14 protein-coding genes are annotated in these 15,667 nt (G+C 44.5%); 4 read left to right on the top strand and 10 right to left on the bottom strand.

Going from position 1 to position 15,667, the window contains the following annotated elements; all coding sequences use genetic code 11:
* Window positions 1-64: 64 nt before the first annotated feature.
* The 4 genes from pyrI to arcA all read right to left on the bottom strand — a co-directional run bounded on the left by pyrI (window position 65) and on the right by arcA (window position 4,117).
* Window positions 65-526 carry an aspartate carbamoyltransferase regulatory subunit gene (gene pyrI, locus AB6E85_RS14980; RefSeq protein ID WP_017058927.1) on the bottom strand — a complete coding sequence of 154 codons (462 nt, stop codon included), beginning with the start codon at window positions 524-526 and terminating at the stop codon, window positions 65-67.
* A 12-nt stretch (window positions 527-538) separates the two neighbouring features.
* Window positions 539-1,468: an aspartate carbamoyltransferase gene (gene pyrB, locus AB6E85_RS14975; RefSeq protein ID WP_012604860.1), complete on the bottom strand. Its 930-nt coding sequence runs from the start codon at window positions 1,466-1,468 to the stop codon at window positions 539-541.
* Window positions 1,469-1,734: 266 nt separating this feature from the next.
* Window positions 1,735-2,739: an ornithine carbamoyltransferase gene (locus AB6E85_RS14970; protein WP_372143139.1), complete on the bottom strand. Its 1,005-nt coding sequence runs from the start codon at window positions 2,737-2,739 to the stop codon at window positions 1,735-1,737.
* A gap of 157 nt (window positions 2,740-2,896) precedes the next feature.
* Window positions 2,897-4,117, bottom strand: coding sequence for an arginine deiminase (gene arcA, locus AB6E85_RS14965; RefSeq protein WP_048605878.1), 1,221 nt, complete (start codon window positions 4,115-4,117; stop codon window positions 2,897-2,899).
* A gap of 576 nt (window positions 4,118-4,693) precedes the next feature.
* Between arcA and rraB the strand changes: the two genes are divergently transcribed.
* Window positions 4,694-5,110 (top strand): ribonuclease E inhibitor RraB, encoded by a 417-nt coding sequence (rraB, locus tag AB6E85_RS14960; RefSeq protein WP_017058930.1) that lies wholly within the window; start codon window positions 4,694-4,696, stop codon window positions 5,108-5,110.
* A 125-nt stretch (window positions 5,111-5,235) separates the two neighbouring features.
* The gene (locus tag AB6E85_RS14955; protein ID WP_086971490.1) at window positions 5,236-6,030 is read left to right on the top strand and encodes a glycosyl hydrolase 2 galactose-binding domain-containing protein; all 795 of its coding nucleotides are present in this window, start codon (window positions 5,236-5,238) and stop codon (window positions 6,028-6,030) included.
* Between the two features lie 49 nt (window positions 6,031-6,079).
* Here the strand turns inward: AB6E85_RS14955 and AB6E85_RS14950 are convergent, their stop codons facing one another.
* The 5 genes from AB6E85_RS14950 to pepA all read right to left on the bottom strand — a co-directional run bounded on the left by AB6E85_RS14950 (window position 6,080) and on the right by pepA (window position 12,797).
* Entirely contained in the window at window positions 6,080-6,985 is a 906-nt protein-coding gene (locus AB6E85_RS14950; RefSeq protein ID WP_082242284.1) for a bifunctional helix-turn-helix transcriptional regulator/GNAT family N-acetyltransferase, read from the bottom strand.
* Window positions 6,986-7,118: 133 nt separating this feature from the next.
* On the bottom strand, window positions 7,119-7,523 hold the full coding sequence (locus AB6E85_RS14945) for a DUF2061 domain-containing protein (protein ID WP_050634890.1): 405 nt from the start codon (window positions 7,521-7,523) through the stop codon (window positions 7,119-7,121).
* Window positions 7,524-7,751: 228 nt separating this feature from the next.
* Complete coding sequence (locus tag AB6E85_RS14940) at window positions 7,752-10,625, bottom strand: valine--tRNA ligase (protein ID WP_372143138.1); 2,874 nt, start codon at window positions 10,623-10,625, stop codon at window positions 7,752-7,754.
* A 102-nt stretch (window positions 10,626-10,727) separates the two neighbouring features.
* Complete coding sequence (locus AB6E85_RS14935) at window positions 10,728-11,177, bottom strand: DNA polymerase III subunit chi (RefSeq protein ID WP_017071288.1); 450 nt, start codon at window positions 11,175-11,177, stop codon at window positions 10,728-10,730.
* A gap of 99 nt (window positions 11,178-11,276) precedes the next feature.
* On the bottom strand, window positions 11,277-12,797 hold the full coding sequence (pepA, locus tag AB6E85_RS14930; RefSeq protein WP_017058936.1) for a leucyl aminopeptidase: 1,521 nt from the start codon (window positions 12,795-12,797) through the stop codon (window positions 11,277-11,279).
* Window positions 12,798-12,989: 192 nt separating this feature from the next.
* Here pepA and lptF point away from each other — a divergent pair, with 192 nt between their 5' ends.
* Both lptF and lptG read left to right on the top strand, forming a co-directional pair.
* On the top strand, window positions 12,990-14,090 hold the full coding sequence (gene lptF / locus AB6E85_RS14925) for an LPS export ABC transporter permease LptF (RefSeq protein WP_052880357.1): 1,101 nt from the start codon (window positions 12,990-12,992) through the stop codon (window positions 14,088-14,090).
* Window positions 14,091-14,093: 3 nt separating this feature from the next.
* Window positions 14,094-15,164 carry an LPS export ABC transporter permease LptG gene (gene lptG, locus AB6E85_RS14920; RefSeq protein ID WP_017058938.1) on the top strand — a complete coding sequence of 357 codons (1,071 nt, stop codon included), beginning with the start codon at window positions 14,094-14,096 and terminating at the stop codon, window positions 15,162-15,164.
* Window positions 15,165-15,228: 64 nt separating this feature from the next.
* Here the strand turns inward: lptG and AB6E85_RS14915 are convergent.
* Window positions 15,229-15,667: RDD family protein (locus tag AB6E85_RS14915; RefSeq protein ID WP_372143137.1), on the bottom strand; the 439-nt coding region annotated here is incomplete at its 5' end.

Below are 15,667 nucleotides of genomic sequence, written 5' to 3'. Positions count from 1 at the left end.
AAAATACCCCGCACAGGCGAGGTATTTGATAGTTTTTACATTCGGTCTTCTTTGCCGTATGACGTTATCTTTCTGTCACGATCTCGCGAGAGAAGACTTTTTCGCAATACTTACACTTCAATCGAATATCTTCTTTCTTTTCAAAGATCTTAAAGCTGCTTTCAACCGGTTCATTGTGAGTAATACAGTTGGTGTTTGGACACTCGAACACATCGTTGATTTGCTCAGGAAGTTCTAGCGGTAGCTTCTTAACTACTTCGTAATCTTCGATTTGGTTCACTGTTGCGTGAGGCGCGTAAAGAGCCAGTTTGCTCGCCTGTTCTTCTGTGATAAACACATTCTCAATCTTGAGCAGGTCTTTTCCGCCTAGTGCAGAAGACGGCAGGTTTAGGCCAATCGTCACGCGCTGATGAGAGTTGTGCATGTCGAACAGTTTTAGCACCTTGATCCCGATATTGGCTGGGATATGGTCGATAACAGTACCGTTTCTGATTGCTTCAACTTTTAATTGAGTCTCTTTAGACATGATATCTCTCCTCTACAGCGTTTCGTTAAGAACAAGGGCTAGCAATGCTTCACGAGCGTAAACACCATTCTCTGCTTGCTGGAAGTAGTAAGCGTAAGGTGTTTTATCGACATCGACAGTAATTTCATCAACGCGAGGAAGAGGGTGCAGAACCTTCAGGTTATCGCGTGCATTTTCCAGCATCGAAGCGGTCAGGATGTATGCGGATTTTATGTGCGCGTATTCTGACTCATCGAAGCGCTCTTTTTGAACTCGAGTCATGTACAAGACATCTAGCTCAGGAATCACATCTTCCATGTCCGTCAATAGTTGGTACTTGATGCCCGCTTCATCAAGCTCTTCGCAAATGTAGTCTGGCATCGCTAGAGCTTCTGGAGCAACGAAGTAGAAACAGATGTTGTCGAACTTCGCTAGTGCTTGAGTCAACGAGTGAACCGTGCGGCCGTACTTAAGGTCACCAACGAATGCAACGTTTAAGTTGTCTAGGCGGCCTTGTGTCTCAGCGATAGAGAATAGGTCTAATAACGTTTGTGTCGGGTGTTGGTTTGCGCCGTCACCTGCGTTAATAACAGGTACACCGTTTGAGAACTCAGAAGCCAGACGTGCTGCGCCTTCTTGAGGGTGACGCATCACGTAAGCGTCAACGTATGAAGAGATAACCTGTACCGAGTCCGCTAGCGTTTCGCCTTTCTTCGCCAGTGAAGTGTTACCACCACTGTCGAAACCAATCACATCACCACCGATGCGTTGAATCGCAGTTTCAAAAGAGAGACGAGTTCGCGTAGAAGGTTCGAAGAAGCAGCTGGCAACAACTTTGTTCTTGATGAGTTCTGGGTTTGGTTCAGCCTTTAGCTGACCTGCCGTTTGAACAATTAATTCTAGCTCTTCACGAGAAAGCTCTGGAATTGAGATGATGTGCTTTTGATAGAGCGAATTCGCCATGATCTTCTTCCCCACAATAATGTATTGGCCATAAAAAAGCCCCCCATAATGGGAGGCTTTAAAAAAGTGCTGAAAAGCAGAATAGACGGCCTGGTAAGCATCTTAGCTTACGAGCAATATTTGGTGTTTTCACAATATTACTATGTGTTATCACAATATTGGTTGGCGTCATTTTCACTACTCTCAGACAAATTGCCGAGAATTATACGCTTTCAATTTGTGAGCGCAAGCGATTACATCAAGCTTTTGTTTACTTTCAGTATTCGCTATTGACCCAGTGTCGCAACCATTACCGCTTTGATGGTATGCATGCGATTCTCAGCTTCATCAAACACAATTGAGTAATCCGATTCAAAGACTTCATCAGTAACTTCTAAACCGTTCATTCCATACTTATCTGCGACTTGCTGGCCGATCACGGTTTCATTGTTATGGAAAGCGGGTAGGCAGTGCATGAATTTCACTTGAGGGTTGCCAGTGAGCTTAATGACATCCATATTCACTTGGTATGGTTTCATTACCGCTACACGTTCGTCCCAAGCTTCAGGGGCTTCACCCATTGAAACCCAAACATCGGTGTATAGGAAATCACAACCTTTCACGCCTTCAGCAACGTCTTCCGTTAGAGTGATTTTGGCACCTGTGCTTTGCGCGATAGCTTGGCACTTTTCAACAAGCTGCTCTTCTGGCCAAAAGGCTTTTGGCGCGACAAGGCGAATATCCATGCCCATTTTCGCAGCACCGACTAACAGTGAGTTACCCATGTTGTTACGTGCATCGCCTAGGTAAGCAAAGCTGATCTGGTGTAGGTGTTTACCGCGACCATGTTCGATCATTGTAAGGAAGTCAGCCAAGATCTGAGTTGGATGGAATTCATCGGTTAGGCCGTTCCAAACTGGCACGCCCGCATAAGCGCCTAAGTCTTCAACGATACTTTGGCCAAAGCCACGATATTCGATGCCATCGTACATACGCCCCAATACACGCGCCGTATCTTTCATTGATTCTTTTTGACCAATCTGAGAACCAGAAGGGCCAAGGTAAGAGACTTGAGCACCTTGATCAAAGGCGGCCACTTCAAACGCACATCGTGTTCGAGTTGATGCTTTCTCGAAGATCAAAGCAATGTTTTTGCCGTTGAGTTTCTTCTGCTCAGTGCCTGCATACTTAGCTTTTTTTAGGTCAGTAGACAGGTCGAGTAAAAACTGAATCTCTTTAGGAGTAAAGTCGAGAAGTTTTAGAAAGTTACGATTGCGAAGATTAAAGGCCATCTCTCGCTCCTTGCGTATATAGAATCAATGAAGAACTTAGTTAAACATAAAAATGCCATATTTGTGAATATTTATTTTATTAATTTGATAAAAAAGGCCAGTAAATGAATACTGGCCTAGATAAGATTATTGAGTCTGTTTAACTGAGCTCTTTGACTTAGATACCATCTCTTTCGATAGGGCAACTCATACAACGCGCGCCGCCACGACCACGGCCTAGCTCGTTGCCAGGAATCGTTAGAACTTCGATACCCGCTTTGTCGTATTTCTCATTGGTGTAAACATTACGCTCATAACCAATCACGGTACCTGGTTTCACTGTCAGTACGTTGTTAGCGTCATTCCACTGTTCACGCTCAGCTTCGTAGTTATCACCGCCGGTAGTGATGATCTTCAGTTGATCAAGGCCTAGTGCGCCTTCAATCGCTGACAGGTAGTTTTCCGATTTCTCGACACGCATTTCGCCATTTTCTTTTGGCGTTAAGCGCCAAGTGTCTAGGTCTTTACGCACGATCTCTGGGTAGACAGAGAACGTGTCGATATCCATGTGTGTCATCACCGTATCAAGGTGCATACAAGAGCGGTGTTTTGGTAGATCGATCGCAATCACTTCGGTCGCTTGGCCTGATCTAAATAGGCTAGCCGCTAGGTTTTCGACACCTTGTGGTTTAGTACGCTCTGAAATACCAACCAGTACCGCACCTTTACCGATAACCAGTACGTCACCGCCTTCAATGTTAGCGTTGTCGTAGTGAAGGTCTTCATCACCAAAGTACTTAATGAAATCTTGGCCTGCGAACACTGGGTGCCAGCGGTAGATAGCACGTAGGTGATTCGTTTCACGTTGACGTGCAGGTTTCATCATCGGGTTAAGCGATACACCGCCGTAAACCCAGCAAGAAGTATCTCGCGTAAATAGGTGGTTAGGCAGTGGCTCGATAACGAAATCGAGTGGTCGATGCATTTTAGGCAGCATCGATGATGACTTGATAGGAAGCTCAGAGTAGGCCAAGCCACCGAGTAATATAGTTGCTAGATGCTCATTATCCATTTGAGCAAGGTAGTTTCTTAGGTCACGGGCGAAAGTCGGCCCATAACGGAAATCTGAGATTTGAGTATTCAGTAACCACTCACGAGCCTGAGATACGGCAAGCGTTTCTACTAGCAGGTCATGCAGCAATAGCACTTCTACGTCTTGGCTGCGCAGCGTTTCTGCAAAGGCATCATGTTCTTCACCAGCGGCTTCAACGGCAAGTACATCATCAAATAGAAGATCATGACAGTTTGAAGGGGTGAGGTGGGTGAGTGCTCTTTCTGGTCTATTTAGGAGAACTCGTCTCAATTGACCGACTTCGGAGCCAACGTACAGCTTACTCATTTTGCATCCTTACTATTAATCCAGCGTCTATTTATGACAAGCTTGTCCGTAATATGCAAGTTTTGCAGATTGAGTTAATACAAGGTATTTGGCTAATAATTGGTCATAAAACCTGTGATTTTTAAGTTTATACAGATTAAATTCCAACTAACTGGCTATCGAACGGAACAACGTTTTTGAAGATCTATGCTCAATTCGTGGCTTGTTAGAATTGAATTTTGCTTATTAATCATGATTTTTTATTCACTATTATGCACTTTTTGATAACAAGCTGAGGATTTATGCACCCCAAAAGCGGTTGAGTGTATGCACCTAACGTGACTAATCACGCAAGTTTTATTCAGTAAGCCCTAAAGTGGCCACAAAAACGAAATGCTAAAATACGGCGCAGTTAATAAAATGTTGAAAATTTGTTTCTGTGATTTTGATTTCACTTTTGAATTGATATTGGCTCTGCGATCTCGCGATAAACTTACCTTTCTAGGCCTGATCTGGGTGGCTTTTCTGGACGATCCGTGCCATATTTCGTGGCAATCAAATTTGATCTTTTCATAGTCAACACTCTGGAGCAGACACATGTCTCACGAAGATGAATATCTATCAGTAGCGGAATTAATTGAATTTCAAAAGGAAGAGACTCGCGACATCATTACAGCATTAATTGAAGATGGTAGCGATCCTGAAGCTCTATACGATATCGAGCATCACCTATTTGCTGAAGATTTCGATGTGCTTGAGAAAGCGGTTGTTGAAGCATTCAAAATGGGCTTTGAAGTGCTTGAAGCTGAAGAGACAGAAGACGAAGATGGCAATAAGCTACTTTGTTGTGATGCAACGATGCAATGTACTCTGAATGCAGAAGCGATTGATGAGCAAGTTGAAAAGCTTGTAAACCTTGCAGAGAAGTTTGACATTATCTACGACGGTTGGGGCACTTACTACGAAGGTGAAGATGCTATCTACCCAGACGAAGATGATGAAGGCGAAGAGTAATTCTTTCCCAGTTTTAAAAGATGCCAGCCTCGAGCTGGCATTTTTTTACCCTCAGAAAAATAAATGTCTTTATATGCATTCATTCATTATAATGCGGTCAAAATTGATCTAGCTCAAGGAATGATATGCGGTTGCTTCTCGATGGTCTTTGGCAAATTTCGCCACTGACGGATCTCTCTATCCCACAAGATGACATCACTTTTCCGGCTCCGTTAAGCTCAAAGCTACCTGATAACTTGAGTGAAAATGAAATTGCAGAGCAAGAGTGGCACCTGATGCACGACATCGAAGTGGATGACGCTATGTTGGCGTGTCCATTTGTTGAGTTGGTGATGGCTGGAGTCGATTACTTTGCTGAAGTTCGGCTTAATGGTGTGGCTGTGTTTGATTGTGATGGTAGCCAAGCTGAATACCGTAAAGATATCCGTCCTTATATGCAGTCCGGCCGAAACCGTTTCGAGATCCTTTTCCTTGAAGAAGAGGAGAGCCTATTGCTTGAAGAGGATATGGATGACTCTGTATCTTCACAGGCTATCGCTAAATCTGATTCACGCATCGGGATTTGGCAAGCGCCATATCTGCAGTTTGTTCGAAACGTCAAGCTAGAACAAGTTGTCACAGAGCAGATCTGGCATCATGGTGGTGGCTGTGAGTTTAAAGTGGATGTTATCTATCAAACGCTAAAGGCGGGGTTAGTATCGGCATCCATCAAGTTTAATGGTATGACACTCGTGATGCCGATTGATGTACGAGCTGAACATACTGGCGTTGTGTTCCAGGTTGAGGCGCCTATCATTTTTGATATTGAGAATCCTAACCCCAAGCATCTATACCCATTAGAAGTGGTACTTGATGGGCAAGAAGAGAGTTCTTTTGTTGCCTTGAACCCAACCTCTTGCGTCAGTAACTTTCTACGTTAACTCCGTATATTTTAGCGCTATCTTCTTTCGCTATAGCGGCGCATTCTGCTTATAACGACTTGGCCATGACAACCTCACAAGCGTCGTGGCCTGTTTCTCCCCAAGCTGACTCAAGATGCTCAAACCCAAGCTTCTCATAGAGTTTGACCGCAGCACCCAAGCACTCCGTCGTTTCTAAATACATGTGTTGATACCCAAGTTGTTTGGCTTGCTTTAAGCTCAAAGCGACAATTCGCTTGGCTAGACCATGCCCTCGAGTTTGCGGTAAGAAATACATCTTTTGTAGCTCACACACATTGGGTTTACCTGCTAGAGGGGCAAAGCCACCGCCTCCGACGATCTTTCCGTTATGTTCGATAACCCAGTACATTGCATTCGCTTGGCTATAGACAGAGTACATATCATCGAGTGTTGGGTCGGCCACGCCATAGCCTTTATCTTCTGTGAGCCCATGCTCAGCCGAAACTTGGCGAATGACTTCGGCTAATTGTTGGTTGTCTGACTCTGTGAGTGGGCGTAATACAAACTCATCCGCTTGGCATACTTTCGTTAACCCTTTTAAGTAGCTCTCAAGCCCTTGCTTAAGCAGTTGTTGTTCGTTGTCATTGAGTGTCGAGAGTACTTTTTCAAAGAAGATGCTTTGCTGCTGGTCGAGTTGAGATAACGCATCAACACCTTGAGCGGTTAGGGCGACTAATTGGCTACGCTTGTCTGTTGGGTTCTCTAGGCTCTCAACTAAACCAAGCTTGATCAGGCCCGTGACAGTGCGGCTAGCATTCGATTTATCTACGTTGAGTTGCTGCGCCAATTGGTTGATGGTGATTGGCTGCAACTGGATTTCACCAAGAGTATGAGCCTGGACTGGAGTGAGGTCGACATCGCCGCACTGCTTATCAAGCATGCCAAGTAAACGAACCGTTTGACGAGAATAGTCTCTTAACTGTTGAGAATTCATAACTACCTACCTTTGAATTAAGAAATAAAGTTGCGCACCGCAATTAATTTAATTGCGGTGCGCAACTTTGTCAATGGTAAGCTGAATTTTGTTATTCGAAACTGGTTGCTTCAATCGTTCAGTGAGCTTTAAATTAAGCGTGTTGATGTAAGCAAAACGGAGCTTGTAGTGTTTGGCTTTCAGCTTTTCGTAACCAGACTTTCTCGTGGAAGTAGTAAGCAACGGTATTTAAAGTTGGCTCTAGCAAGGCCATCAAACCGCCGATGAAAGCATCTCCAGTCAACAAGTAGACAACGGTAAAGGCAACACTAAAGTGGATGGTAGCAAAGCTTGCTGTTTTTAATTTGGTCATCCACTGACGAGCTTTAAGCGCTGGAACTTGAGCCCACGCCTTTTCATGAAAATAGAAGGCAACAGTATTCACAGAGGGCTCAATCATAGCGATTAAGCTACCAATTAAGATGTCGCCTGTTAGTACATAAGCGACACTAAATGCGATAGTAAAATGTAATGCAGCAAAGGTTAGTGTCTTTTTCATGATAATTACTCAATCGTTGTGTTGTTTCGATAGGTCTATTATTGAGAATTATTATCATTAAGTATAATGGGAAGTGGAGATTAATTTGATAGATGAAACCTATCAATCAGTGAGGCTAAAGTGAAAAGCATTGGAATATTAGAATCAGGGACATAAAAAAAGGCTGGCCACCAAGACCAACCTTTCTATTTAGAGCGAGAAGTTCGAAGCCTTCTCGTTCACTCGGTTTTAAAGCGCAGCGATTGTCGCTTTTTGCTCTTCAAGCTTAACAAGAGTTTCCTTGTAGCCTTCAAGCTTTTCACGCTCTTTCGCGATAACGGCTTCTGGTGCTTTAGCAACGAAACCTTCGTTACCTAGCTTACCTTCGATACGCTTAATCTCGCCGTGAGTCTTAGCTACTTCTTTATCTAGACGAGCAAGCTCAGCATCTTTGTCGATAAGACCCGCCATTGGGATCATCAACTCAGATTTGCCAACCAGTTTAGTTGCACAAGCAGGAGTCTCTTCACCATCAGCTAGAACTTTAATATCGTCTAACTTAGCTAGAGAAGTCAGAACGATCTTGTTCGCTTCGATACGAGCTGCATCTTTCTCATCCGCTATTTTAATCATTACTTCTAAGCCTTGGCTTGGTGCAATGTCGTATTCCGCACGTAGGTTACGGATAGCAGTGATGAAAGTCTTAACCCATTCGATGTCGTCAACGATCTCAGCATTGAAGTTAGCTTCATTAAACTGAGGAAGCGCTTGAGTCATGATTGTCTCGCCTTCAACGCCATCTACTAGCGGCTTAACGCTCTGCCAGATAGATTCAGTGATGTAAGGAAGAACAGGGTGAGCAAGACGCAGAGTCTTCTCAAGAACCGTGATAAGCGTGTAACGAGTCGCTTGTTGTTGAGCTTCAGTACCTTTCCAAAGAACAGGTTTAGTTAGCTCTAAGTACCAGTCACAGAATTGGTTCCAGATGAATTCGTAAAGCGTGTTTGCTGCCATGTCTAGACGGTAGTTGTCTAGGTGAGCATTAAACTCTTTCGCTGCAACTTCAAACTGAGATTCAATCCACTTATCTGCTAGAGAGAATTCCATGTTGGCACGGTCTTCTACAGACAGTGACATGCCACAGTCGTGCTCTTCTGTGTTCATCAGTACGTAACGGCTTGCGTTCCATAGCTTGTTACAGAAGTTACGGTAACCTTCAAGACGCTTCATGTCCCAGTTGATGTCACGACCAGTTGAAGCCATAGCAGCAAGAGTGAAACGTAGCGCATCAGTACCGTATGGTTCGATACCATTTTCGAAAGTCTTACGTGTTGCTTTTTCGATCTTAGCAGCCAGTTTAGGTTGCATCATGTTGCCACAACGCTTCTCTACTAGCTCTTCAAGGCCGATGCCGTCAATCATGTCGATTGGGTCAAGTACGTTACCCTTCGACTTAGACATCTTGTCGCCGTTTTCATCACGGATAAGACCCGTCATGTAAACCGTCTTGAAAGGTACTTGAGCCTTGCCATCTTCGTCTTTCACGAAGTGCATGGTCATCATGATCATACGAGCAACCCAGAAGAAGATAATATCAAAACCAGATACTAGTACTTCAGATGGGTGGAATGTTTTCAGTGCTTCAGTATCTTCAGGCCAGCCTTGCGTGCCGAACGTCCAAAGTGCAGAAGAGAACCAAGTGTCTAGTACGTCGTCGTCTTGCTTAAGTACAACAACAGGCGCTAGGTTGTTCTTTTCACGAACTTCTTCTTCAGTGCGACCTACGTAAACTTTACCATCGTTGTCGTACCATGCTGGGATACGGTGGCCCCACCAAAGCTGACGAGAGATACACCAGTCTTGCACGTCACGCATCCACGCGAAGTACATGTTTTCGTACTGCTTAGGCACGAACTGGATTTGACCATCTTCAACGGCTTTAACTGCAGGCTCAGCAAGAGGTGCTGTGCGTACGTACCATTGGTCAGTCAGCATTGGTTCGATAACTACACCACCACGGTCGCCGTAAGGTACAGTTAGGTCGTGATCTTTGATCTCTTCAAGAAGACCAAGTTCTTCGAATTCAGCAACAATAGCTTTACGAGCAGCAAAGCGCTCCATGCCTTGGTATTTAGCAGGGATGTCTGTTGAGTAAACATCGCTTTCTTCGCCGTTGGTTGTGAATACTTCAGCAGCATCACGGATATCAGCATTGAACGTTAGGATGTTGATCATTGGTAGGTTGTTGCGCTTACCCACTTCGTAATCGTTAAAGTCGTGAGCTGGAGTGATCTTCACACAACCCGTGCCTTTTTCCATGTCTGCGTGCTCATCGCCTACGATAGGGATAAGACGGTTAACAACAGGAAGTAGGATTTCTTTACCGATAAGATCTTTGTAACGAGGATCTTCTGGGTTAACAGCAACACCAGTATCGCCAAGCATGGTTTCTGGACGAGTAGTCGCAACAACGATGTAGTCTTTACCATCAGCCGTTTTAACACCGTTCGCTAACGGGTAGCGGAAGTGCCACATGAAACCTTTTTTGTCTTTGTTTTCAACTTCAAGATCAGAGATTGCAGTGTGCAGTTTAGGATCCCAGTTTACTAGACGCTTACCACGGTAGATTAGGTCTTCTTCGTATAGACGAACAAACACTTCTTGAGTCGCAGCCGATAGGCCGTCATCCATAGTGAATCGTTCACGATCCCAATCTACAGATGCACCAAGACGACGAAGCTGTTGAGTGATCGTGCCACCTGATTCGCCTTTCCATTCCCAGATCTTGTCGATGAAAGCTTCACGGCCGTAGTCGTGTTTTGTTTTACCTTCTTCAGCAGCAATCTTACGCTCAACAACCATTTGAGTTGCGATACCAGCGTGGTCAGTACCCACTTGCCAAAGCGTGTTTTTGCCTTTCATACGTTGAGCACGGATAAGCGTATCCATGATCGTATCTTGGAACGCGTGACCCATGTGTAGGCTGCCAGTGACGTTCGGTGGCGGGATCATGATGCTGTAAGCTTCTTTTGATGTGTCACCGTGTGGCTTAAAGTAGCCTTTCTCTTCCCAAGTCTTATACAGAGCTTGTTCGATTGATGTTGGGTTGTATGTCTTTTCCATAGTGCTCTTAAACGGATACTGTGAATGGTTAATCGTGGTCAAACTTCATAAGTGAAGCTTCTTGAATCTAAATCCAAAGATAGCTTTAACTATGAGGTTTGACTATGGATGTTGAATCTCGATAGTTTGTAGCTGATATCCAGCCTGACGGTAAATTTTATACCTTTCTCGAGCGAGTTGCTTAGCTTTTTCTTCGCAAGGGACGAAGTCTATCACCTGAGCAAAGGCGTTCGCAAAGGTTGTATGATTATCGGCCAGATTAATTACTAGCTGACGATTCCAATTATGTTTTACGCCTTGATAGCCAATTTCGATGTTGGTTGAATACTTCGGGCCTTCGCCAACCAAGTTGTGCGCAATAAACTCACTGGGTTCGACTTGCCAGAAAACTTCAGCAATACGCTCGGCATGCTCTTTGTCATTACAGTTGAGATAAAGTTTAGCGCCTTGTTTTGCAAAGTGCTGAGCAAGAAACAGCACATAGTGAGCAAAACCATCTTCGCTGGCTTGCGGGCTGTCTGAAGGCACAATGTAAAATGTAGCAGTCTGCATACTTAATACTCGAACTGAAAATCGTGGATATCAATGTTACTTGGTTAACAGGGTCTAACAAATAGCGCTTATTAAAAAAGGGCCCGTAGGCCCTTTTTATTATTTTGAAGATTGCTCTTCAGTCTCTTGGCCGCTGCGGTTCAATAAGAATTGGACTAGCATTGAGACAGGACGACCTGTCGAGCCTTTCGCTGCACCTGACTTCCAAGCAGTACCAGCACTGTCGATATGTGCCCAGTGGTACTTCTTAGTGAATTTAGACAGGAAGCAACCAGCAGTAATTGTGCCGCCAGGACGGCCACCGATGTTCGCCATATCAGCGAATGGGCTGTTTAGCTGCTCATGGTACTCGTCTGCCATAGGTAGACGCCATGCACGGTCACTTGCTTGCTCTGAAGCATTAACAAGTTCGTGAGAAAGTGGGTTGTGGTTCGATAGAACGCCACTGATGTGGTGACCTAGAGCGATAACACATGCGCCAGTTAGCGTAGCAACATCGACAACACAGTCAGGTTCAAAACGCTCAACGTAAGTTAGAGCATCACATAGAACCAAGCGACCTTCAGCATCAGTGTTGAGTACTTCAACCGTTTGGCCTGACATTGTCGTTAGGATATCACCTGGACGGTAAGCATTGCTGCCCGGCATGTTTTCACAACCTGCTAGGATACCAACCACGTTAATAGGCAGGTTAAGCTTAGCCAGTGCTTTCATTGTACCGAATACAGATGCCGCACCACACATGTCGTACTTCATCTCATCCATGCCTTCACCCGGCTTAAGCGAGATACCGCCTGAATCGAAAGTTAGACCTTTACCAACTAATACAATCGGCTTCGCATCTGGATCCGGAGCGCCTTTGTATTCCATGATAGACATCATAGATTCATTTTTAGAGCCACGGCCAACTGCTAGGTATGATGTCATACCCAGTTTTTCCATCTCTTCTTCGCCAATAATCTTAGTCTTCACTGTCTCGTAATCGTCTGCTAAACGACGAGCTTGAGAAGCTAGGTAAGCTGGATTTGCGATGTTTGGTGGCATGTTGCCGAGATCTTTAGACGCTTTTACACCTGAAGCAATAGCAAGGCCGTGAGAGATTGCTTTCTCACCCAGGCTCAATTCGCGACGGGTTGGTACGTTGAATACCAATTTACGTAGTGGGCGACGAGTCTCTGGTTTGTTGCTCTTGAATTGGTCAAATGTGTAAAGACCATCTTTAGTCGCTTCTACTGCTTGGCGAACTTTCCAATAAGTGTCGCGACCTTTAACGTGAAGTTCTGTAAGGAAACATACTGCTTCCATAGAACCTGTTTCGTTTAGTGTGCTGATGGTTTTTTGGATAATTTCTTTGTATTGACGTTCGCCTAGCTCACGTTCTTTACCACAGCCTACCAGTAGAACACGTTCTGAAAGTACACCAGGTACTTGATGCAGTAGTAGCATCTGGCCAGGTTTACCCTCTAGATCACCGCGACGAAGCAGTGAACTAATGTAACCATCGCTAATCTTATCTAATTGCTCGGCTACTGGAGAAAGGCGGCGCGGTTCGAATACACCGACAACGATACATGCGCTGCGCTGTTTCTCTGGGCTGCCACTTTTTACACTGAACTCCATGCGTACTCCTACATCCTGAAGACAAATCGAACTAAATGTTAGATAATGGGTTCTTACTTGTTGGATCCTATAATGGAACTAACCTTAAAGAAGAACGCTAACACTTAGCTAAAAATTTAAAAAAATAAAAGGTTCAACGGGAAATTATAGTGATTCAATCAAAAAAACAAGTTTTGTATAGGTAATTTGAGCGTGATTATTGTTAGATATTTGATCCGCGAGACAATCAAGAGCCAATTTGCGATCTTTTTTGTTCTCTTTCTCGTGTTTCTCAGCCAAAAATTCATCAGTGTTTTAGCGGACGCCTCTGATGGTGATATCCCTGCGAGTCTTATATTGTCGATTGTTGGCTTAAATATGCCAGCGATGGGCCTATTGATGCTTCCACTCAGTATCTATATTGGTATTTTGCTTACTTTTGGCCGCCTTTACGCTGAAAGTGAAATAGTGGTCATGAACGCCACCGGTATCGGTAATAAATTCCTGATCCAATCTGCGCTTTACCTCGCTTTGATTACGGCATCTGTTGCAGCCTTTAACTCATTTTGGTTATCTCCTTGGTCACAAGATAAAGTTGAACAAATGTATGAAGAAGTGGCCGCAGAAAACAGCGTTGATTTGCTACCAAAAGGTAAGTTTGAAGGTACGCCGGATGGCTCTTCTGTCGTGTTTATCGATGATATCGACGGTAATAAGTTAGAAAATGTGTTCGTTGCTCAAATGCGTCCGCGTGATTCTGTACTACCAAGTGTGATGTTCTCGAAGTCAGGCGATGTTAAAGAGCTCAGTGATGGTCGCCAAGTGATCGTAATGTACGATGGAACTCGTCATGAAGGCATTCCGACTCGTCTTGACTATAGGGTGACGCACTTTGAAGAATACGAAGGCCTGATTGGTCAGCGTGAAGTAAAGAAGAAAGGTCGAGACTGGGAAGCGATCCCCACGCTTGAGCTGATTGGTAACTCAAACAATAGTGCGAAAGCAGAGTTGCAGTGGCGTATTTCTTTGGTACTTTGTATTCCATTGTTGACCATGCTTGTCGTGCCACTGTCTGCGGTTAACCCTCGACAAGGTCGCTTTGCGAAAATCGGCCCAGCAATACTGATTTATCTCACCTATTTCTTAGCAATCAGTGCAACCAAGTCTTCAATCGAAGAGGGGAGCATTCCTGCGGTAATCGGCATGTGGCCAATCAATGCGTTATTGTTATTTGTCGCGATTGGTGCAAACTTTATGGATAGCGTGCCAGTAAGGCGTTTGAAAGAAAAATTCAAGAATAAGAGGTTGGCTTAAGCCGTGTTTAAGATTCTCGATTTATATATAGGCAGAACCATCATCGCAACGACGTCACTGGTATTGGTGACGTTTGTTGGTCTCTCTGGGATCATTAAATATGTAGAGCAGCTGAGAAAAGTTGGCCGTGGTACATACGATCTATTACAAGCGCTGTACTTTGTTTTACTGAGTATCCCTCGTGATATCGAAATGTTTTTTCCAATGGCTGCATTGCTTGGTGCGTTGATTGGGCTTGGTATGCTTGCTGCAAGTTCTGAGCTTGTCGTTATGCAGGCAGCTGGTTTCTCTAAGTTGGATATCGGTCTATCGGTACTTAAAACCGCTATTCCACTGATGATCGTGGTGACACTGCTTGGTCAGTGGGGTGCACCGCAAGCGCAGAAAATGGCTCGTGATTTAAGAACCATCTCGATTGCTGGTGGTAATATTATTTCGACGCAAAGTGGTGTTTGGGCTCGTGATGCCAATGACTTTATTTTTATTGTCAAAATCGATGACCAGAAGCTATATGGCATGAACATGTGGCGCTTTGACGAAAACAAGGCACTTAAGACCGCTATTTATTCTGACGAAGTTGATTACGTTGGAGACAACGTGTGGACGATGAAGGATGTAGAGATCACGTCTTTTGAAAATGAGCTTCAAATTACCAAAGAAAGCCTACCGACTTACTCTTGGGAAACTTCATTAGCTCCAGACAAGTTGGCGATAGTAACGGTTAAACCAGAAGAGCTATCGTTAAGTGGGTTGTATGATTATGTTTCTTATCTGAAGGCGTCAGAGCAAGATGCATCACGTTATGAATTGGCGCTGTGGAGAAAGATAACCCAGCCAATTTCTATCGCAGTTATGATGTTGATGGCACTGTCGTTTATCTTTGGTCCTTTACGTAGTGTAACCATGGGCGCGAGGATTCTGTCAGGTGTTATTGCTGGCTTTACCTTCTATATATCCAGTGAGTTCTTTGGCCCGGTGAGTTTGGTTTATCAAATACCGCCCGCCTTTGGCGCAATAGCCCCGAGCGTGGTGTTCCTTGGAATTGCCATCATGCTCTTGAGGCGGAAATTGTAAATATAAAAAAGGAAGGCATAACGCCTTCCTTTTTTGATCTTGATTGGATCTAACTTAAATAACATTATCGTGCTTGTGGTAACACAACGACTTCAGTCTTTGCCCAGATATCGTGAAAGCCACGTTTTTCAGGATCGAATGGAACACATAGGTTTGCCAGTCCAAAACCTGAAGTACCTAAACGAATCAGCGCCTGAGTTGTTGTGATAGCCGAGCCATCTTTGTTTTGAACGCGCAGCTTCCAAGCTCTCATGCCGAGAGTCTGACCAGCTCTAGTCCAGAAGAAGACGAAGAAATATACCCAAACGGCCACTAAGTAAAAGGTGTATGTAGGGCTCCAAATCGGATGGTTGGTTAAGAAGTCACTAACATCGGCATATCCGCTGTGGTTAAAAATGCCGAGAGCCATGAGCGCATGCAGCAGAGCGACAATGACGCCAGCCGCCAACATTTCAATAGCGATTACGATCAGAGCGTCGTAGAACAAGGCACCAAATCGGCGC

The sequence above is a fragment of the Vibrio sp. 10N.247.311.51 genome (assembly GCF_041467855.1).
GTDB classification, from domain to species: Bacteria; Pseudomonadota; Gammaproteobacteria; order Enterobacterales; family Vibrionaceae; genus Vibrio; species Vibrio coralliirubri.
Note: the sequence above shows the minus strand (reverse complement) of the source record. Positions and strands in the feature narration are given on the sequence as shown.

What these genes read in the sequence shown, in the direction of transcription:
- rraB (WP_017058930.1), top strand. Translation starts at nt 4,694, where the DNA reads ATGTCTCACGAAGATGAATATCTATCAGTAGCGGAATTAATTGAATTT.
- AB6E85_RS14950 (WP_082242284.1), bottom strand. Translation starts at nt 6,985, where the DNA reads ATGAATTCTCAACAGTTAAGAGACTATTCTCGTCAAACGGTTCGTTTA.
- AB6E85_RS14940 (WP_372143138.1), bottom strand. Translation starts at nt 10,625, where the DNA reads ATGGAAAAGACATACAACCCAACATCAATCGAACAAGCTCTGTATAAG.
- AB6E85_RS14955 (WP_086971490.1), top strand. Translation starts at nt 5,236, where the DNA reads ATGCGGTTGCTTCTCGATGGTCTTTGGCAAATTTCGCCACTGACGGAT.
- pepA (WP_017058936.1), bottom strand. Translation starts at nt 12,797, where the DNA reads ATGGAGTTCAGTGTAAAAAGTGGCAGCCCAGAGAAACAGCGCAGCGCA.
- pyrI (WP_017058927.1), bottom strand. Translation starts at nt 526, where the DNA reads ATGTCTAAAGAGACTCAATTAAAAGTTGAAGCAATCAGAAACGGTACT.
- arcA (WP_048605878.1), bottom strand. Translation starts at nt 4,117, where the DNA reads ATGAGTAAGCTGTACGTTGGCTCCGAAGTCGGTCAATTGAGACGAGTT.
- AB6E85_RS14945 (WP_050634890.1), bottom strand. Translation starts at nt 7,523, where the DNA reads ATGAAAAAGACACTAACCTTTGCTGCATTACATTTTACTATCGCATTT.
- AB6E85_RS14935 (WP_017071288.1), bottom strand. Translation starts at nt 11,177, where the DNA reads ATGCAGACTGCTACATTTTACATTGTGCCTTCAGACAGCCCGCAAGCC.
- AB6E85_RS14970 (WP_372143139.1), bottom strand. Translation starts at nt 2,739, where the DNA reads ATGGCCTTTAATCTTCGCAATCGTAACTTTCTAAAACTTCTCGACTTT.
- pyrB (WP_012604860.1), bottom strand. Translation starts at nt 1,468, where the DNA reads ATGGCGAATTCGCTCTATCAAAAGCACATCATCTCAATTCCAGAGCTT.